Consider the following 20,307-nt stretch of genomic DNA (forward strand, 5'->3'; position numbering starts at 1 on the left):
CTGCCAATAAGCTCGTGACCATCGGAACCTATTCGCGCCGCTTGTCCCAACTCCCGGGCATTGAAGCCCTCCTTGGGCAACCGCTCGTTCATTTACGACCGGGTCAACTTCCGGCCTCCAGGAACATCAGCGCATTGGCAGGGTGGGGATTCCGCCCGTCCACGACACGGCCGCGAGCGCTCGCGGCCAAACACGGATTGCCTTTTATCGGATTGGAGGATGGATTCCTCCGTTCTTATGGCACTGGACAGCAGTACCCGACGCTCTCGCTCGTGGTGGATGATTGTGGCATCTATTATGCGGCCGACCGCGAATCACAACTCGAGGGCCTGCTTGCCTCCAACGGCGATGTTCTAAGCGGTGCAGGCGCCGCATACTCCGACGCGCGAGACCAGATCATCGCCAGAGGCCTGAGCAAATACAACCTCGCGCCCGATAGTCACACCCTGCCCGGCCCAGCCCACGGTCCCAAAATCCTTGTCGTCGACCAGACAGTCGGCGATACGAGCATTGGTTTCGGGCTGGCACGTACCGAAACCTTCGCTGAGATGCTTCAGTGCGCGCGTGATGAGAATCCGGGCGCAACGATCTATGTGAAGACGCATCCCGAGGTCAGCCACGGATCAAAAAAGGGTTACCTATCGGAAACCGCCGAAGACAACAAGACGATCTTGCTGCGCGATCCCATCGCGCCTGGCAGTCTTCTTCGCCAAGTCGACCGAGTCTATGTCGTAACCTCACAACTGGGATTCGAAGCGCTGCTGCATGGGCTTCCGGTGAGCTGCTTCGGCATGCCCTGGTATGCCGGATGGGGTGCAACGACGGATCGACTGAAATGCGAGCGGCGCCATCGACGCCGCAATACAGACGAACTGTTTGCGGCAGCCTATCTGCATTACACACGCTATCTCGACCCCGAGACGCTTCAGCCGGGGTCCATTTTTGGAGTCATTGAATGGCTCGATCTGCAGCGGCGCATGCAGCGTGCAATGACCGGCAGAAGTATCGCGGTTGGTTATCGCCGCTGGAAGGCCACAAACGTTCGTCCGTTTCTGGGCCCTGATCCTGAGCAGATCCACTTTGTACCGCACGCAAAGGCGGCCAGTGAATTGGTCCCCAACTCAGATGACCGGTTGATTGTATGGGGGGCCTCGCCCTCGCCCGCGACCGTCGATCTGGCGCAGCGTACGGGTGCCACATTGCTGCGAATGGAAGACGGATTCATTCGCTCCGTGGGACTGGGATCCGACTTCGTGCCGCCGCATGCGCTCGTGCTTGATGCAGCGGGTCTCTATTTCGACGCGCGCCAGTCCCATGACCTCGAAACGTTGCTCAATACCCGCACGTTTACCGCGCAGGACACGGAACGCGCCAGCAGCGTGCGCCGGCTGATCGTCGACAACGATCTCACCAAGTACAACATCGAGCCCGCCCAGCTTCCTGCATGGCGCACGCACGACCGCCATGTGGTGCTCGTACCTGGACAGGTCGAGGACGACGCCTCCATCCGGTACGGATGCGGTCTCGTGCATGACAATCTGTCGCTGCTCAAATCTGCCAGACAAGCGCGTCCTGACTCCTACATTGTGTACAAGCCCCACCCCGACGTGGCCGTGCAGAATCGGAAGGGTAAGGTGCATGCTTCAGACGCACTGCGCTATGCCGATCACATTGAAACCAAGGTATCGATAACCAGTTGCCTGGACGTGTGCCATGAAGTGCATACGATGACTTCGCTAAGCGGGTTCGATGCGCTGCTGCGCGGAAAATCGGTCGTCGTATATGGGATGCCTTTCTATTCCGGCTGGGGGCTAACCGAAGACCGGATGAGCGTTCCTCGACGCAGCCGAACCCTCACGCTTAATGAGCTGATAGCTGGTGTGATGCTTCACTATCCAATCTATTGGGATTGGACGCTGAACGGATATACCACCTGCGAAGCGTCATTACGACGCATCATCGCTCAGCGCACCCACATCCTTGCGACAGGCGGAATCCAGTCCGTGCGCAAGAACTATTTCCAACGCCAGTTGCATAAAGTTCGCCTCTGGGCAAAAGCCGGATTTGTACTGAAGCGATGAACGCCAAACAAAGGTTTCTATTTCTGCAAGGTGTTTGCTCGCCGTTCTTTCCGGCCCTCGCCAAAGCGTTGCGCCAGCAAGGCATGCGAGTTCGCAAGGTCAATTTTTCCGTTGGCGACCGGATCTATTGGCGACAAGGCGACGCCACCTCTTACCGCGGATCAATGCACGACCTGCCGGGCTTCTACCATGCAGAGTTCGAGACGCACGGAATAACGGACGTCGTTCTCTTTGGCGACTGTCGCCCCGTACACCGCTCGGCCATCGAACTTGCAAAGCAGTCCGGCATACGCGTCCACGTGTTCGAAGAAGGATACTTCCGACCGTATTGGGTAACGCTGGAACGCGGAGGCGTGAACGGCAATTCCGCGCTCCCGCGAGACCCCGACTATTATCGAAAGCGCGCAAAGGAAGTTCCCAACTATGACAATGGCACCTCGTTCGTTTCCCCGTTCTGGAAGCGAGCAGCCTACGACGTCGGCTATAACTTTTGGGCAGGCCTAAATCCACTTCTCCATCGCGGCGTAAAAAGTCACGTGCCATATACTCCGGCAATGGAGTACGCGGGCTATGTGAAAAAAAGCATGAGTACGCACGTGAACCGTCGGCGCGCCAAAGCCATTCAAACGTTGGTTACGCTCGATACGCAGCCCGTACAGTACTTCTTATTCCCACTGCAACTCACCACCGACTCGCAGATCAGCCATCATTCGGATTTTGACAGTATGAGTCAGGCTCTGGAAAAGGTGATGCGGTCCTTCGCGCGCCATGCTCCGGAACACGCCGTACTGCTTGTCAAGGCACATCCACTCGATCCGGGTCTAGTCAATTACTCAAGAATCATCCGGCGGTTGAGCAAGGAGCTCATACTTGGGAAGCGGGTGATCTACATGGACGGAGGCCATCTTCCATCGTTGATCAACCGCAGCACTGGCGTCATAACGGTGAACAGCACCGTGGGCGCATCTGCGCTTCTGCATGGCAAACCGACCAAGACCCTTGGCCGAGCCATCTATGACATGCCGGGCCTTACCGATCAAAAGACGCTCGCTGAATTCTGGAGTCATCAAGACAAGCCAGACTTGCAGCTGTTCCGAAAATTCCGGAACGTGGTCATCCACGATACTCAGATCAATGGCGGCTTTTACTGCTCGTCTGGAATCGGTCTGTCGGTAAAAAATTCGCTGAGTAAACTTTTATTGTGACGTCTAAGCCTCCGGGCAGACCAAAATCTTAGACAGTCCCGCACGAAGTACACGCGCTTGACGCGCTCAATACGCGCCAGAGTAGGCAATTGGAGATGGGATTGAATAGACTGTGTTTCGTCTATAAGAACTGGGTGCGAGCCGGCCGCCGTTGGCACTCGCCTTACCATCAAATTGCATTTGAGATGGCTATCGGCGTAAGGCAGGAGACCATTCACCGCATGCTGGACTGTGGCCTGCTTGCAAGAGCTGAAGCGATCTATCAGGAAAAGCCCGAGCTCTTCACCGCAGCTGCTCTAGGTAAGCTGGAGTATCTTCGGGGCAACCACAATATTGCATCAAAGCACCTCGAGGCGTCTTTAACATCCGAAGTCGCGCAAGAACGGCAACGGGCTACAAAATTGCTCACTCGCCTTAGTCCTTCGGCCGTCCTCGCCTGGTCAAAAAAAACTGCCAGAACCCGTCTACACGAGTGCGTACGTCTGTCGATACAAGATGGGGGTAGCTTGTCCTCAGTCTCGCAACCGTTTGGGGACGAGCACTTGCTTAATGCCAACTGCGCCGTCGCTGTTGCGCAAAAGCTGCAATGCCTGAACGCGTACTGGCACGAGATGGGCCTGTCGCCCATACTACAAGATCCGGCGAACACTATGTTCGACATCCAGGCGCTCATCCCACTTGAACGCGAGAGCCACGGGTCCATGTCCGGCTCGCCTACCGTCTCCGTGATCATGACGGTTTTCAACGGCGCACAATATTTGAAACCGTCAATGCTTTCGATGCTGAATCAGGTCGGCGTGTGCACCCAAATCATCGTTATTGACGATGCCAGCACTGACGAAACGTGGAACGTGATTTGCGATCTCGTGCGGGAATTTCCGCACAAAATTGTTTCCAAACGTCTGCATCAGAATGTCGGCACTTACAGGGCCAAAAATATTGCTCTCGACATGTGCGACACAGAATACGTCGCGTTTCAGGACGCAGATGATTGGTCTCACCCAGAACGGCTTAAAAGGGCAATCACGTGGCTAAATTCAAATGATCAGCATATTGCCGCCACTTCAAGGTATGTCAGGCTCGACCACAACGGCCGCTTCTTCTCGCCAAACGTCTGGCCTTTGAGGCAATGGTCCCCAAATACGCTCGTTTTACGGCGCGCACCGGTTTTGGATTCTATTGGTAGATTCGACCAAGTCAGATTCGGTGCTGACACTGACTTTTTCGAGCGCATCAGAGCGTATTTTGGAGACCGACGGCTAATGTTCCACAAGGAAGTGATGCTGATTGCGATGGGGCTGCCCACCTCCCTCATGCACAACCCGGCGACGGGTCTTGATGAACGTGGTCATTCGGCAAAGCGCGTAGGCTACAGAAATAAGCGTGCGGAAAGACTCTTAAGAATCGCGCGATCCGGATTGAGGCGGTAACTGGCCGAGCCGGCCGAACCGGACGTCACGCGACAAGTGGCCGGATCACAACACAATGATTGTGATCCGCCCCCTCCCGCTGCGGGCAGTCCTTTCCCTAAACGCGTCCCAAAGCAAGCTGGACGTGCAGCGAGCCTGCCATACGGCTGATGTGTGCACTCCTCGCTCTTGCGCTGGCAGCGCGGCTGTACATGTTCCACAACGTATAGTCGTGATAAATAGCGGAACAAGCTGCCGCAAACTCGGCCGGCGTGCGCACCTGAATGCCTGCCGTCGAGAGATCTTCCGAATGCGATTGAGGCATCGGGCGGTACACGGTCGGAACCCCCAGGCCACCAGCTTCGACGGGAATCATTTCATAAGTGGCATGGGGCGTAAGGCAGCACACGATTCGTTTTGCTGCGAGCCATTCCTCCCATGCTTCGCCCTGCGTATAGGGCAAGACGGTCAGCCCAAGTTCGCGGTCTATTTTTCCCCCATATTGTCGGACTGCATACAAGGGTATGCCCGGCAAAGCTTGTCGCAATGCGTTGATCCAATCTTCGATATCTCCGCCAACCAGGCCCCGATTCAACAGCTTTTGAAGATCTCCGAGGAATATTCCCTCAGAAGCCTCGAAATTTGCCCGGACATCCTCACTGAAATCAATCGATTTCGGAATGCAAATCAAATTCCCCTGCAAGTCATCGAACAGCGGTTCGTTCAATGCCGCGTAGGTGAACAGGCACGCCTTTACCCGACTGCCGTAGAGCCGCTTCCATGCCTTCAGTTTTTCACTTATCCAGCGCGTGCGAGACGGAATAAGGTTGTAGGAAAGATTGACATACACTTGTTTTCCTTCGGTCGCGGCCAGATTGATAAGCTCTTCCACGGGTGCAAAATCCGGCCGTTCCGGGTCACCGGGGTAAATCCAGACAATCTCCGCAGGTCGAATCTGCTCGGTGATGGATTGGAACTCTTGCGAAATCTCTACGTCTATGACGCGATGGCCCAACGCTCGCAAGGCCTCCGTGATCAAGCCGCCAGATTTAAGAATTCCACCCTTCTTCCAACGAGCTGCGTCAACACGCCCAACATAAGCAATCGTGAAAGAGGACCGAGAATAAACAGGCGTCGGCGCATCCGCGCGCCACTCCTTCCACTCGCTGACGCACCGATTCTGGATTTCGCGGGTGTCTGCTCTTGAGCCCGTCTTTTGCATGGACTCGCGATGGATGGGCTTGTCATCCGGAATATCAAGCGGCAACGCCTCCGAAGCGTCGTGCTTGATGACGACGAATGGAATCCGCTGTTGCTGGCCAAGCAAGGCAAAATACACATCGGCCATATTCGGGGTGTGGAAGTCAGCGTATCTCACATCGATCGTATCGGTGTGGAACGACGAGCATCCTGTTCCGAGAATGTGAACCGGCAGGTCTTGAGGCCGTCCGGACCGGAAAGAGAACACACGCCGCGACTCCGGACTGTAGTAATCAACAAAGGGCTTCTTCAGCAAAGAGCCGTGCCAGCCCACTACGGCTTTACGTCCATACCGTTCAATGGCGTCAATGCAGTGCTGAACGTAGTATGGAGGATAATCAATGTCATCGTCGCACGTGAAGAAGTACCCGGAGTAGTTGTCTATGTCGTAAAACTTCCCCCGATCTCCGACATCGCCCTGCTTATGGACCACCGTAATCTTTTCACGATCTAGGAACTGGGGGATCTCGGTGTAATCGTTCAGATAGACAATGATTTCGTCCGCTTGCTCGTACAAGCAATCAATAACCCGAGACAGCGCGGTGCGTCGAATCTCGATCGAAGCGATCCCGATTCGAACACGGTCTCGGCGCAAGGACGTCTCAAATGGCTGGCGGGGCTTCCTGATAGCGGGCTCGAACAATGCCACCGGGCCGCTTCGCTGGGCAGGCTCCAATTCACGAGCAGCGCGTTTCAACGAGTTGGCATGCAACTTCTTAAAGTCCTGCACCTCCCGGACAACCCGGGCTTCCATCCGCTTTTCAAACGCAGCCCAGCTTTCATAAGGCTTCAACGCGCTGAACGTGACGGGAGAGAGGAGCTTTCTCAGCTTTCCAACCGTGGCCCGTACGCCTGTGGTGTACAACACTTTAAGACGACGTCCCGCAAATCTTGCACGAGCACGTTCAGTTTGTACGGCCACAATGAGGCGATTGACCTCATCTTGCAGCCGATCGGCTTCCGCTAGCGCGAAGTCCAATTCCTTGTCCTTGCGCGACATTGCCTGCTGGCTTTCCAACCGCAACGCCTCCAGCTCCTTCGACTTCACCTGAGGCGACGAAGCGGCAGCCAGACGCCCAAGCCCCTCCTGAACCGACCTAATCTCCGATCCAAGGGAGTGGCCAAGTTGCTGGACCGAGTTTTCCTGGAGTTTGAGTAACGCTTCTGCGGTGGACACATCAGCGTTCGCCGCGGCGGCGACTTCCGTTCGGAGCGACTCTCCAACGGTTAACAGACGGTCGGACAACTCCGATATCCCGTTGCATACCGATTCGGCAATTTCCCTCAACGCCCTTTCGTTATGCTCGAACAATTTCCGCTGGCTGGTGATTGCCTCAACAGTTTGAGACCGCTCTTCGCTCAACAGATCGTCGGTAGCCGCGCGAACCGCAGACAGCAGCTTACCGAGAAGCTCCTCGGAAGACTGCGCGTGCGCTTCTCGATCAAGTTCCAACTCCCGCATAAGCACGCGGAACTTGTGTTCAACGACCTCGGAAAGCAACTGGATACGCTGTCCTTGGTCACCAGACGACGTTGCCACTGCAGATTTGACGTCTACGACAACCGATTCGATGCATTCCGATAGGTAAGTCTTATAGTCGGGCAGCGAGCCCCGGATAGTCTCTTCCCTCGATCCAAGGGCCGCGGCGTGCTTCTCGAAGTCCGCCTTGGTTAGCGCCCCGCGTAAATTCGACTCTATCCGGGCGAGATACCCTTGAAGTATCCGCCTGTTGTGATCAACGTCGCGTCTTGCGAAGAATAGCGAGCGCTCCTGAACAGCGTCCAATTTCGAGCGATGCACGAAGAAATAGGTGGGAGTTACCCCCCGCATTGACACAGGGACATAGCCCTGCTCGGTCAGAAAGCCGGAAATCGCTGCAAAAGCGACATTCGTCTGCCCTTCGACGATGAGAACAGGATTATCGCGATTTAGTATCTCCGTCGCGCCCTTAAGCACAGCGATTTCAAAGCCTTCAACATCAATCTTGATGAGTGCGACCTTACGAGCGCGTCGGAGCAACACGGCGTCAAGCGTACTAAGCTGAACCGATCCCGCATCATCGCGGGAAAAGCTGGAGGCTCCCAGATTCCCGGGGACTAAGTTCATCAGTCCTCGGCCTTCCTCTTCCCCAAGAGCCATCCGGTGGCAGGACACCAGGCTCTCAACCCGATTTAAGCGGACATTTTGTACCAATTGAGTGTACGCGTCGTCTGCCGGCTCGAAGGCTTCGACCTGTCGATCAAGGATGATCGAGAAAAACAGCGAGTGGTTTCCTATATTTGCGCCAACATCGACGAATACGCCATCTCCCACCCCAAGACTGGAAATCTCCTCCAGGACGTCAAGCTCGTAAAAAGTCTTGGCATCACTGATCTTCTTCGCTATATAGTCGCTGGGATCCTGAAACTGGAAGGTGACAGACCTGCCGGCATATGCAATGCCAAGGATGTTGCCGCTGTTGTTCATTTCTCGTCGCGTTAATTATTTATAAAATTCTTTTCAGGAAGCTAGAGGCTTTGGTAGACAGCGATGCCTTTCTCCACATCGTCATACTGCTCCACCACTCCTCCGCTCCGCAGCAGCACCACGTAATCGCACATTTTGCGGACCTGACCCATGCCATGCGTCACGAGGATCAAGTTGGACGTCCCCGTTCGCTCCGAAAAAAGATGCTGCGCCTTCTCACGAAAATGAGCATCCCCGACTGATATTGCTTCGTCCACTAGATAATAATCAAAATTAAAAGCCAGGCTAAGCCCGAAAGCAACGCGTCCCCGCATTCCTGAGGAGTATGTGTTTACCGGCAAGTCAAAGTATTCGCCAATCTCTGCGAATTCCTCGACAAATTTGACTACTCTGCGCAGACTATCCGCCTGCGCGCCTTGAACTCGAGCAACGAACTTGACGTTCTGCCTGCCAGTCATCGAGCCCTGAAATCCGCCCGACAGTCCCACCGGCCAAGATATGGAGTTGGAAGTGACAATTTTTCCACTATCAGGAACATCTTGTCCGCCCAGAAGCCTCATGAGCGTTGATTTTCCAGCGCCATTTCTACCAATCAGGGCTATGTTCTTATTAGAAGGTAGCGATAGGCTGAGGTTCCGAAATACGAACTTTCTTCCCTTATTGGTCAGATACGATTTCGTGACGTTGTCGATGTGAATCATACCGCCACCAAATTCAACCGCCGCACACGATATAGAGCCATTGCGACAAACAGGGTTGCCAGCGCTACAAAAGACGCATACCACATGCTGATACCCACAACCTTTGGATAATGCTCAAAGACGTTCGACCTCAATGAGTCAATCAGATGAAGATACGGATTCCATAGCATGAACTTCTGGAATTTTTCTGGGATCAGCCACAGCGGCATAATAATTCCAGAAAGAAAATACAGCGGCATGTATGAAAGACGAATAAATGTCTTCGCCTCCGGTAGGGCTTCTGCCACAACGCAAAAAATCAATCCGAGGCCGAATGAAAATACGGTGCCGACGAACATGACCAAACCCCAGCGCAATGGCTGGTGAATTGAGACATCACTCCCCGCCCAGAGCCCGAGACCAAACAGAATAAGTCCGTACACGCACGCCATTAATGCGCACTCAACAATGCCTCGCGCGACTATGGTGTCAATGGGCTTGATCTGCCTATACGCAAACAGTCCTTTGTTGGCGTTTACGGCCTCCATACCCTTGAGCGAAATATTCTTGAACAAAATGAATGGAATAATTCCAGTGACAAGAAAAACGGACAAATCTAGACCGCTATTGGCGTGACCGCGCAGGATTGCATAAATCCCCATCAACGCGACGATATGCGCCATCGGCTCAAAAAGCAGCCAAAAAGCACCGTAGCGATGGCTTCCGAACCGTCCTCGCACCTCTCTAAGGACCAGCGCGAATATCACCGCACGAAATATTCCGAAGGACGACCGCTTCGTGATATCCGCAGCCGCCCCGGATTGGTCGTCAGAGGTTTTCAATGGTCCTTCCCAGCACCAATACCTGAACGATCGGCGAAATAATCTTCTGCCATTCGTGGACGGCCGCATTGGTGACGAAAATAGCGTCTTCAGGTTGGACCAAGAACTGTCGCGCGATGAACACAGACTCCGGTTCCTTCAGGTTCAACCGGAAGACTTTGGCTACTGGCTCCGTTGCACCGCCATCATTCTTGTGCGATTCGTCCAATCGAAAGACAAAGACGCCAGCCGCATCGGCCTTCATTTCACTGAGCCCTTTTACGCTACCAAGCACTTCCAGCAAACTCGGATTATTGGAAGGCAAATCGTGCAAACCTGGATCGCCCACGGCCCCCATGGCGACAAACCGCTTCCGCGCACGTTCGAGCACGACCTCTGCCCCTGGAGGCAGAACTTGGTTTTTTCCAGCCAGCAGGTCCTGGTAGTTGAACTGATACGACTTCTGCCCCGTTCGGACAACGACCATGATGAGGTGCGGCTCGAGTAGAGGCCCCCCGGCTCTGTTGATTGCGTCCAGCAGCGTCAGGGGACCTTGTAGCGCCGAGAATCGCCCCGGATTTTTAACAGCCCCAGCAACAAGTACGGATCCAGATAGATCACCCGTAAGGGTCACCTGTACCTGTACGTCACTCGTAATTCCTTTGAGTTTTCGACGTACTAAGGTCTCAACCTCTTCCAAGGTCTTGCCTGCCACCCGTTCCCGCCCAACGTAAGGCAGAGATACGGTCCCTTTGCTGTCAACTCGAATATTCTCGAATACGGTTCCGCCGCTGGCCAAAGGCGCGAAGATCGCGCCATCAATGGCCGAATCGGCGATCATGATCCGCAACACGTCACCTGGAACCAGATTAATATCAGGGACGGTGGGAAGCGCAACAGTATTGGCAACTTCCGACTCCGGCGGACGCATATACGGGCCGAGCGTGTCGGCGGACAAGTCCACCAGCACATAGTTCTGCGCCTCTTCGCTGTTCATGATTGCGAACCGCGACGGCCCCGCCGAAGACAGTAAACTGCCGCATCCGCCTAATAACAAAGGCAAAACCAATGCAACCGAGCGAACGGATGAAAATCGATGTTTCATTTTACTCTTCAGATTCGGAGGTCTAGTCGCGATGATCTTCAATCGTAGCGATGACAAAGCGCGCGATGCCATAGAACAAAAGTAGCCCCATAAACAGCGTGACCAGATTGAAGATGCGGTCAGGATGAATTGCCCGGTCCGGTGCATTGGGAGACACCACTGTGACGAGGCTGCGAAGTTTTTTGCTCGCTTCGATCCGGGCGGATTCCACCGAACTTACCGCAAACTTGTACGCCTCTTCAGCAATAGCGGCATCAATGGTCAGATTTCGGTAGCGAGACGCGACCACGTTCAATTTGTCGCCTCCCTTCTGCGAAACAAGGCGTTGAATTTCCGAGGCCAGTTGTTGCTCAAGCGCGTGGATGCGGTTGCGCTGCTGACGAACCTGAGGCGTATCTGCGTTAAGCGTTGCCGCCAGGCTTTTCAGAGTCGTCCGCTCCTTTGTAAGGTTGGCCTCTAATTCGGCGATGATCTCGGCGCGAGCCTTTGCGGTTGCCTCCGCATCCAGCAGATTATTGGAGCTCTGGAACGTCAACATGTCTTCCCTCCGCTCCTCGTATGCGGCACGAGCCTTGGCGAGTTCGCTCTGCGCGAAGGTCATCTGCTCTCGCGCCATGCGGTGGGACAGTTCATTTACAAAGCGCTCGCTTTCGCTGAGCATCACTTTCAGGACTCTTTCGGCGAACTTTGGTTCGAACGCCTCCACACTCACGCTCAACAGACCAGTCTGTTCATCGAAATGTGCCGTGACCAGTCGACGGTAATAATCAAGTAGATCCTCGCGTTGCGAGTCTTTCGACAGGAAATACAGGGGGTCATGCCAACGATCCGCATAATGCGCAGACCAATCTAGCTTTGCCTGCAAGACATTCAACATGTCTTGCGACGTCAGAAATTCTCTAAGATATAAGGTCTCTTCCCTAGACGTCGGGTTCAACCCGCTAAGCATCACCGCAAGGCCCGGAACCTGAGGCGCCTCGTTATTGCCAACCTGACGCACAGCGACCTGCGCGGTGCTTACGTAGCGGTCCAACGCGAAGAAGCTGTAATAAATGACTGCCACAAGCATGGGAATGCCAACCAACCACCAAAACAGGCGCCTTGATTTTAGTTTTTCAAAGTTGATCATCTATTCAGCTACGGAATCTTATTGAGCGCTGTCACGCTGGTTTTCATCGCCTGAGGCCGGTATCTCGTCCGGGCGCGGGGATTGTACGACATTTCAAAATATTGCGATGGGGACGGCTACCTCTCCGCAGCGGCGATGGGCCGCGCCTGGGTTGAACCGCGGCCTTCCCCTCCTCCTCGCCCTGGAAGCTTGCCGCTAATGATGTCAGGCCTAGACTTTGCAACCACTTACGGCTCAGTGCGGTGACGGATGCCACCCGCGCTTGCGTCGAATGGGGCGCATCGGATTGCCAGATCACATAATCGGTCGTCCCTTCAACTTCCCCGCAAGCGCGATAAACCTGGGGCATGATTGGCACGTGATCACCAAAGATGCAGATTGATCCGGGACGCCCACGCTGTCTGATCGCATCCCTCAACATACCGAACATAGAATCGGCGTTTCGCAAGTGGCGCGCATATGCCACCAGGTCCTCGCATCCCTCTGGCACAAGCCCATTTAAAACTTCAGCCGCGTCAGACTCGTTCACGGCTTCCCAATGCAACGGGCCGTGATTTTCCATGGTGATTACATGCAGGTACAGCGGCTGGCTGGAATCCTCGAGAACCCCGAGAACATAATCGGCCAATGCAATATCCCCGACGTATGAGCCGTCCTTACGCGCGGTCAGAAAGGCTTCGACACCAACGAACTCGTCAAATCCAAGGGCCGGCAACACCTTGTCCCGGCTATAAAATCCTCGGTGATACGGATGTACACAGACCGTGCGGTATCCGAGTGATTTCAAATATGAGGCAATCGTTTGGAATCCTTGTTTTGCCAACCTGCGATATGGGTTGTATTGGTGGATTTCCAATGCGTCTGGTCCCATTCCCGCCAGAAATCCGAATTCCGAGCGGACCGTATTTGCCCCCCAAGCTGTAACCTGCAACTGGCCGTGCGCGACGGCTTCAGATTTGAGCAAATCAAAATTGGCCAGTAGGTCCGAGCGGATCATGTCCGGATAGGCACGCCGGATGTCGAAAAATGATTCACTTTGAACGGCAATCAGGTCGGGCAAACATTCCGGCAGGACCTTTGGCGCGGCAATCCTGGCAAACGGAGCGCGGCGGCGGAAACCGTCCAGCGACTGGCGTTCCCTTCGGCCGTATGCCCAAAGCGCAGCGACCAAGCCCAGGCGGGCCAGGTCTACGCCAGCCTTGAATTCGACATCGATGCGCCTTCCTGCGCAAAGGGCCAACGCCAAGCCTGCGGCCGCAAGGCCGAATGCAGACACGAAAAAGGGGCCGGTTGCCGCAGCCGGGTCAAAGATCTGTTCTTCAGGCAGTTCGGCGAAAGACGCAACCCAGATTCCGGCGCCGGCTGTGACTGAGTTTTCAAGCGCCAAACCGGCCCATAGCGCGGCGCCGTACGCGCCCCCAGCCGCGACCGCCCGAGTCAAGCCAAAGAACGGCAGATAGAGACGGGGGTGCTTGATCGCGTCTGTGAAGTACTCAAAGTCAGGAAACACAAAGGGCTCGCGAAGCGCGAGGAACTTCGCATTGCTTACCAAAACGATGAGTAGTTCGATGGCCAGTACATTTGCGACCGCAAAGTACGGTCGGCGGAAAAGTGCGAGCTCGAGCGCGAACGCGGCAGTCCAGACACCCAGATGTACGCAAACCGCAGCGGGCTGCCGGCGCCAGGGCAGCACAGGTCTCGGGGTCAGCAGCGCCTCGACCAAAAATGTCAGAATCAGACCCACCAGATACGGCGGCAGCAACGGTATCCAAAAAGCCTCAATCACCGTAGCCCAGCCTCTTCAAAATCCATCCGGACACGGCGGGGTGAATCACCGACAGCAGAAAGCACCCCAAATTCAAAGGAAACGGAAAGCTGATACGAGCGCGATTGGCTTGCAGTCCACGGCGGATCACCCGGGCTGCCTTGTCCGCCTTCCACAAGAACGGCTTGGGGCCGGGCATGTCGAAACACATCTGTGATTCGACGTAGCCGGGCATGATGACGTTGAAGCGGATACCTACGTCCGCAAGCGCATCGCGCATGGCCTCTCCGTAAACCTTGACGGCGGCCTTGCTGGCGCTGTAGCTGGGCGTTTCGGGAAGGCCGCGCCACGCGGCCAGTGAGCTGACGAGGGCTATCTGACCGAAACCGCGGTTGCGCATGGCCGGCAGCACGCCGTGCACCGTGGCAAAGACCGCCTTGACGTTAACGTCGAGCAGCCGGTGCACATCCTGCCAATCCTCGCCTTGCTGCTCGGGTCCGGTGTTGATGTTGACGCCTGCATTGGCGATGACAAGTTCCGGCATCTCGGCCTCGGAGATGGCGGCCAGCCAGGACATCAAGGCGTCGTGATCGCGCACGTCGCATTCATGCGTGACGACTCGCGCGCCATGCTGCTCGCAAGCTTGCCGCAACTCGGCAAGGCGTGCACTGTTGCGCCCTTGCAGAATGAGAGTCTTGGCGCCAGACGCCGCATACTCCAGCGCCAGCGCGCCGCCAATGCCGCCGGTGGCTCCGGTGATCAGCACGCATCTTGGGGATCCGGGTTCGCGAACTACGGTGCGACTCATGACCTGCCTGTCCAGACGGGTCCCGAGCGCAGGTTTTCGGATGCTCGCTGATGGCAAACCGGCGCGCGGAGCCGACGCGGCGTAACCGCGGCAAAAGCGAGGATGACAGAGGGTGGCGTCTGGGGCGTTATCTGTGGCACGTCGTATAGACATGGCCGCCTTGCGGCGGCCATTGTCGGTGTTCACAAAGATCCGGCCGTCCCCCCTTGCGGGTGAGACGGCCGGCCATTGTATGCGAAGTTAAGAAATTTATTACTGCAGCAGGCTGCGCAGCATCCACGCATTCTTTTCATGCACGTCCAGACGCTGCGTCAGCAGGTCGGCCGTGGGCTGGTCGTTGGCCGCGTCGGCCTTTTCGAAGGCTGCGCGGGCGGTCTTGGCGACCGATTCGTTGCCGTCCACCAGCAGGCGCACCATTTCCAGCGCGTCCGGCACGGTTTCCGGTTCAGAGATCGACGACAGCTTGGCGTATTCGCGATACGTGCCCGGCGCGTAGTGGCCCAGCGCGCGGATGCGCTCGGCGATGCTGTCCAGCGCGTTCCATTCTTCGGTGTACTGCGTCATGAACATCTGATGCAGCGTGTTGAACATGGGCCCCGTGACGTTCCAGTGGAAGTTGTGCGTCATCAGGTACAGCGTGTATGAATCGGCCAGCAATTTGGACAGTTCGCCGGTAACCGCGGCGCGGTCCTTGTCCGAAATACCGATGTTGATGCGCGGAACGCTCGAGGTCTTCTTGGTGGACTTGGCCATTGCTAGCTCCTATGGAAAAAGGCGGAAATAAGAATACCACTGCAAACATGACAGAACAGGCGTTGTGAAGGCGCCGGTCTCACGATGGGCTGCGACCAATTGACGCGGTGCAAGGGGCGCGTCTTTCGCAATGACGCCCACGCAAAACCGCGCCGGCCATTGGCCGTCGTTTAGCGTTCAATCTTGCACGGCCGCCGCTTCGCCGGCCAGCATCTTCACGCCCGGCAGCTCGCACTCATAGACGGCCTGCGCCAGCGCTTCGATTGCCGCCAGGCGCGGGAAGCTGCGCCGCCATGCAAGGACGACGCGGCGCTCGGGCACATGGCCTTCGAACGGCAGATAGCGCAACAGGCTGTTGGAGGGCGGGTTTTCGGGGACGGCGGTGACCGGAAGCACGGTGACGCCGATGCCGGCCGCGACCATGTGGCGGATGGTTTCGAGCGAGGAGCCTTCGAAGGTGCGCTGGATGCCATCGCTAGCGGCCGAGAAGCGCGACAGTTCGGGACAGACTTCAAGCACCTGATCGCGGAAGCAATGGCCACTGCCCAGCAGCAGCATGGTCTGCTGTTTCAGGTCCTGGGCGTCGATGGACTTGCGCTGGGCGAGTTCATGGTCGTTGGGCACGGCCACCACGAAGGGCTCGTCGTAGAGCGGCTGCATGACCAGGCCGGCTTCGGGCAGCGGCAAGGCCATGATGGCGCAGTCGATCTCGCCCTGGCGCAGCAGCTCGACGAGACGGACGGTGAAGTTTTCCTGCAGCAGCAGCGGCATCTGCGGCGTGCGGCCGATCTGCACGGGCACCAGCTTGGGCAGCAGGTAGGGTCCGATGGTGTGGATCACGCCAACGCGTAGCGGGCCGGCCAGCGGATCGTGGCCCTGCCGGGCGATCTCCTTGATGCTGGCGCTTTCCTCGAGCACCTTCTGCGCCTGCGCGACGATGCGCTGGCCGATGGGCGTCACGCCGACTTCGGAGCCGCCGCGTTCGAACAGAGTCACGCCCAGTTCGTCCTCGAGCTTGCGGATGGCCACGGACAGCGTCGGCTGGCTGACGAAACAGGCCTCGGCCGCGCGGCCAAAGTGCCGCTCGCGGGCGACGGCGACGATGTACTTGAGTTCGGTGAGAGTCATGGTGGACTACGCCCCCGGGGTTACGCGCCGGCCCGATGGCCGGCGCTTGAGGATTCAAGAGAGTGGATGGGCCGCATGTCAGGTGCGCAGGAAGTCTTCGCGGCCACGCATCCAGCGGGCCAGATGGGCCTCGACGACGGAGGGATGTTCGGCGCGCAACCACACGGCAGCGTCGCGCGCGTCTTCGGCGATCGCGGCGTCGGTCTCCAGGTCGGCAAAGCGCAGGAGCGCCATGCCCGACTGACGTGTGCCCAGGAATTCACCCGGGCCGCGCTGTTCCAGGTCGCGCCGGGCGATCTCGAAGCCGTCGGACGTTTCGAACATGGCACGCAGCCGTTCGCGCGCAACCTGCGAAAGCGGCGTCTGGTAGAGCAGCACGCAAACGGACTCGGCCGTGCCCCGCCCCACGCGCCCCCGCAACTGGTGAAGTTGGGCAAGGCCGAAGCGCTCGGCGTGTTCAATCACCATCAGCGACGCGTTCGGCACGTCCACGCCAACTTCAATGACGGTCGTGGCGACGAGCAGGTCGATGTCGCCGTCGCGGAATGCCTGCATCACGGCGGCCTTCTCGGCCTGCGGCAGGCGGCCGTGCACCAATCCAATCCGCAGATCCGGCAGATCGGTCCGCATGCCTTCGTAGGTGTCGACGGCGGTTTGCAATTCGAGGGCTTCGCTTTCCTCGACCAGCGGACAGACCCAATAAGCCTGCTGGCCCCCGCGCGCGGCCTGCGCGATATGGGCGATAACCTCTTCTCGCCGCGCGTCCGAGACCAGCTTGGTCACGACGGGGCTGCGGCCGGGTGGCAACTCGTCGATCACGGACACGTCCAGATCGGCGAAAAAAGTCATGGCGAGCGTGCGCGGAATGGGCGTGGCGCTCATGTTGAGCTGATGCGGCACGATGCGGCCGCGCACGGTTTCGCCCTTGCGCGTCAGTGCAAGACGCTGGCCGACGCCAAAGCGATGCTGTTCGTCGACGATGGACAGGCCCAGCCGGTGGAACTCGACGTGATCCTGGATCAGCGCCTGCGTGCCGACCACAAGCTGCACGCTGCCGTCGGCAGCGGCTGCCGCGGCTTCGCGCCGGGCCTTCGCGGTCAGGCTGCCGCTCAACCACGCGACGTTCACGCCCAGGGGGGAAAGCCAGGACACCAGCTTACGAAAGTGCTGCTCGGCCAGGATTTCCGTGGGCGCCATCAGCGCCACCTGCGCCCCGCCCGCAATGGCCTGCGCCGCCGCGATGGCCGCCACGACGGTCTTGCCGCTGCCCACGTCGCCCTGCAACAGCCGGTGCATGGGATACGGCTTGGCCAGATCCGCCGAGATTTCCTTCACGACGCGCTGCTGCGCACCAGTCAGCTTGAACGGCAGCGTTTCGTACAGCCGTGCGACCAGCCCGCCTGCGCCGTTCTGTACCGGCAGCGATTCGGCTTCCTTGATGCGGCGTGCGGCACGCGCCGCGGCTAGCGAGAGCTGCTGCGCAAGCAGCTCGTCGAACTTGATGCGGCGCCATGCGGGATGCACGCGATCCATCAAGGCCTGTTCGGATTCGCCCTGCGCGGGCGTGTGCAGCGCGCGGATGGCGGGCTCGAACGGCGGCAGGTCGTAGCGCGCGCGAGCCTCCTCGGGCAGCGTGTCGGATAGGTCAGCAGTGTTCAGCGCCTGTGCAATGGCGCGCCGCAAGGCCGGCTGAGGCAGCCCTTCGGTAGTGGGATAAACGGGGGTGAGAGCAGTCGGCAGCGGCGAATCCGCATTGGTCAGCCGCGGATGCACCATCTCGCGGCCGAACAGCCCGCCACGCACTTCGCCGCGGGCGCGCAGGCGCTTGCCCACGGTCACTTGTTTTTGCTGGCTGGGATAGAAATTCAGCCAGCGCAATTGCAGTTCGCCGCTGTCGTCCGCCAACGTGGCGGTGAGCTGGCGGCGCGGCCGGTACAGGACTTCGGATTTGGTGATCTCGCCTTCGACCTGGCCGGCAAAGCCGGGGCGCAGCGAGCTGATCGGGATGACGCGTGTTTCGTCTTCGTAGCGCAGCGGCAGGTGCAGCACGAAGTCCTCGGGCAGCACCAAACCCAGGTTACGAAGCTTGCGCTCCGTATCCGTCATCGGTTTGCCGGCGCCGTTCTTGTCGGCGCCGGTACGCTTGGAGGCCACGGCTGCGGCCGGCATGTAGGAACGAACCCCTGAAATGAAACGTCCGGGCGCGCCTTACAGGACCATGATGGCTTCGACTTCAAACTGTGCGCCCTTGGGCAGGCTGGCCACGCCGATCGTGGAGCGCGCCGGGAACGGCTGGGGGATGATCTCGGCCATGATGGCGTTGGCCGCCGTGAACTTGCCCAGGTCGGTCAGGAAAAGCGTGAGCTTGACCACGTTTTCCAGCGTGCCGCCCGCAGCCTTGATGACTTCCTGCATGTTGGCAAACGCCTGACGCACCTGCGCGTCGAAGTTTTCAGAGACCAGGTCGCCGGTGCCAGGCTCCAGGCCAATCTGGCCCGAGAGATAGACAGTCTTGGTGCCGCTGACGGCAACCGCTTGCGAGTAAGGGCCGACGGCGGCGGGCGCGGTGTCGGTATGAATGATTTGCTTGCTCATGGGCGGAATCCTTCTGGTGACGGATAGAAGCTACAACTATCGAAGTTTATCCAGCAATAGACTTTTGCGAAAGTAGCGGTTCGCCGTAAAGAGGGTTTAGGACTGATCCTGCGCAGCCGGCGGATGCCCTGCCCCGCCGATATCGCCACGATGCGCAATCAGCAGTTCGGCTAGCGCCTGCGCGGCCACTGACAGGCTGCGTCCTTTACGGCGCACCAGATACAGCGGCCGCGTCAAGGCGCGGCCCGCCAAAGGTACGACACGCAGGTCGGCGCTGCGGAAATGAAAAAGCGTCATCGCGGGTACGACCGACACACCCAGCCCCGCACGCACAAGACCCGTGACGGTCGCCAGATGCTCGACCTCGAAAACCGGCAGCGGCGCCTCGGTGCCCAGCGCTTCGTCCAGATGTTTGCGCACACTGCTGCCGCGCGCAAGCTGGATGATCGGATGCCGCAGCACGTCGCGCAGCCGCACGCGAGGCTGGTCCGCCAAAGGATGGTCCACACGGCACACCAGAAAGTAGCGATCGGCATGCAGGAATTCGCTATCCAGATCGGTCATGTCAGGCCGCCTCGAGGCCACGGCAAAATCGGCCACCCCGCTCTGCACCATGTCCAGGCAAGGATCGAGCAAGGCGTCCCGCAGGTCCAGCACGATCCCAGGATGATCTTGCCGGAAGCGCGCCAGCAGATCCGGCAGCCAGCCCGCCGCAAGCGACGGCAGCGCGGCCAGCGTCACCCTGCCCCGCCGGCGGTCCGCCATATCCCGCAAATCGCCCATTGCAAGGTCCATGTCCGCCAGCAGGCGCCGCGCGGTCGCGTCCAGCACGCGGCCTTCGGCAGTCAGCTCGACGTGCCGCGTGCTGCGATCAAAGAGCCGGACGCCGGCACTGTCTTCCAGCGAACGGATCAACGCGCTGAAGGCCGGCTGCGTCAGGTGGCAGCGCTGCGCGGCACGCGTGAAGTGCCGTTCATCGGCAAGCGCCACGAAGGCACGCAATTGGCGGGACGATAGATTCATGGCTTTCTTGTATTAATCAATCCGATTTTTCTATTTTACGGATGATCGTGCCTTGCCTATAGTCGTCCCAACCCCTTG

The 20,307-nt window shown here is 58.0% G+C and carries 15 protein-coding genes; 3 read left to right on the plus strand and 12 right to left on the minus strand.

Going from position 1 to position 20,307, the window contains the following annotated elements; translation table 11 throughout:
* The first annotated feature begins 14 nt into the window (after positions 1-14).
* From B2W22_RS05420 to B2W22_RS05430, 3 genes are all read left to right on the plus strand, one after another.
* Complete coding sequence (locus B2W22_RS05420) at positions 15-2,081, plus strand: capsular polysaccharide biosynthesis protein (RefSeq protein ID WP_286936530.1); 2,067 nt, start codon at positions 15-17, stop codon at positions 2,079-2,081.
* On the plus strand, positions 2,078-3,286 hold the full coding sequence (locus tag B2W22_RS05425) for a capsule biosynthesis protein (RefSeq protein ID WP_286936533.1): 1,209 nt from the start codon (positions 2,078-2,080) through the stop codon (positions 3,284-3,286). The genes B2W22_RS05420 and B2W22_RS05425 overlap by 4 nt, the downstream gene beginning before the upstream one ends.
* A gap of 185 nt (positions 3,287-3,471) precedes the next feature.
* The gene (locus B2W22_RS05430; protein WP_286936534.1) at positions 3,472-4,716 is read left to right on the plus strand and encodes a glycosyltransferase family 2 protein; all 1,245 of its coding nucleotides are present in this window, start codon (positions 3,472-3,474) and stop codon (positions 4,714-4,716) included.
* 97 nt (positions 4,717-4,813) lie between these two features.
* Here B2W22_RS05430 and B2W22_RS05435 read toward each other — a convergent pair whose 3' ends face one another.
* The 12 genes from B2W22_RS05435 to B2W22_RS05490 all read right to left on the minus strand — a co-directional run bounded on the left by B2W22_RS05435 (position 4,814) and on the right by B2W22_RS05490 (position 20,229).
* Entirely contained in the window at positions 4,814-8,422 is a 3,609-nt protein-coding gene (locus tag B2W22_RS05435) for an FkbM family methyltransferase (RefSeq protein WP_286936536.1), read from the minus strand.
* A gap of 41 nt (positions 8,423-8,463) precedes the next feature.
* Positions 8,464-9,123 (minus strand): ABC transporter ATP-binding protein, encoded by a 660-nt coding sequence (locus B2W22_RS05440; protein ID WP_286936538.1) that lies wholly within the window; start codon positions 9,121-9,123, stop codon positions 8,464-8,466.
* Positions 9,120-9,944 (minus strand): ABC transporter permease, encoded by an 825-nt coding sequence (locus tag B2W22_RS05445; RefSeq protein WP_286936539.1) that lies wholly within the window; start codon positions 9,942-9,944, stop codon positions 9,120-9,122. The genes B2W22_RS05440 and B2W22_RS05445 overlap by 4 nt, the downstream gene beginning before the upstream one ends.
* Entirely contained in the window at positions 9,931-11,028 is a 1,098-nt protein-coding gene (locus tag B2W22_RS05450) for a polysaccharide biosynthesis/export family protein (RefSeq protein WP_286936541.1), read from the minus strand. The genes B2W22_RS05445 and B2W22_RS05450 overlap by 14 nt, the downstream gene beginning before the upstream one ends.
* A gap of 22 nt (positions 11,029-11,050) precedes the next feature.
* Positions 11,051-12,157 carry an ABC transporter permease gene (locus tag B2W22_RS05455; protein WP_286936543.1) on the minus strand — a complete coding sequence of 369 codons (1,107 nt, stop codon included), beginning with the start codon at positions 12,155-12,157 and terminating at the stop codon, positions 11,051-11,053.
* A 43-nt stretch (positions 12,158-12,200) separates the two neighbouring features.
* Positions 12,201-13,943 carry an LTA synthase family protein gene (locus B2W22_RS05460; protein WP_286936544.1) on the minus strand — a complete coding sequence of 581 codons (1,743 nt, stop codon included), beginning with the start codon at positions 13,941-13,943 and terminating at the stop codon, positions 12,201-12,203.
* Complete coding sequence (locus tag B2W22_RS05465) at positions 13,936-14,730, minus strand: SDR family NAD(P)-dependent oxidoreductase (protein ID WP_286936760.1); 795 nt, start codon at positions 14,728-14,730, stop codon at positions 13,936-13,938. Before B2W22_RS05465 ends, B2W22_RS05460 begins: the two co-directional genes overlap by 8 nt.
* A gap of 252 nt (positions 14,731-14,982) precedes the next feature.
* Positions 14,983-15,483, minus strand: a complete 501-nt coding sequence (locus tag B2W22_RS05470) for a Dps family protein (RefSeq protein ID WP_175121647.1) — start codon at positions 15,481-15,483, stop codon at positions 14,983-14,985.
* A 177-nt stretch (positions 15,484-15,660) separates the two neighbouring features.
* A complete protein-coding gene (locus B2W22_RS05475) occupies positions 15,661-16,611 on the minus strand; it encodes a LysR substrate-binding domain-containing protein (RefSeq protein WP_175121648.1) in 951 nt (316 codons plus the stop codon).
* A 78-nt stretch (positions 16,612-16,689) separates the two neighbouring features.
* Entirely contained in the window at positions 16,690-18,780 is a 2,091-nt protein-coding gene (recG, locus tag B2W22_RS05480) for an ATP-dependent DNA helicase RecG (protein WP_286936547.1), read from the minus strand.
* Positions 18,781-18,819: 39 nt separating this feature from the next.
* Entirely contained in the window at positions 18,820-19,206 is a 387-nt protein-coding gene (locus B2W22_RS05485; protein WP_056561027.1) for a Rid family detoxifying hydrolase, read from the minus strand.
* A gap of 96 nt (positions 19,207-19,302) precedes the next feature.
* Positions 19,303-20,229 (minus strand): LysR family transcriptional regulator, encoded by a 927-nt coding sequence (locus B2W22_RS05490; protein WP_286936549.1) that lies wholly within the window; start codon positions 20,227-20,229, stop codon positions 19,303-19,305.
* Positions 20,230-20,307 lie beyond the last annotated feature (78 nt).

The sequence above is a fragment of the Achromobacter sp. UBA4530 genome (genome assembly GCF_002388205.1).
Lineage (GTDB): Bacteria > Pseudomonadota > Gammaproteobacteria > Burkholderiales > Burkholderiaceae_B > Achromobacter > Achromobacter animicus.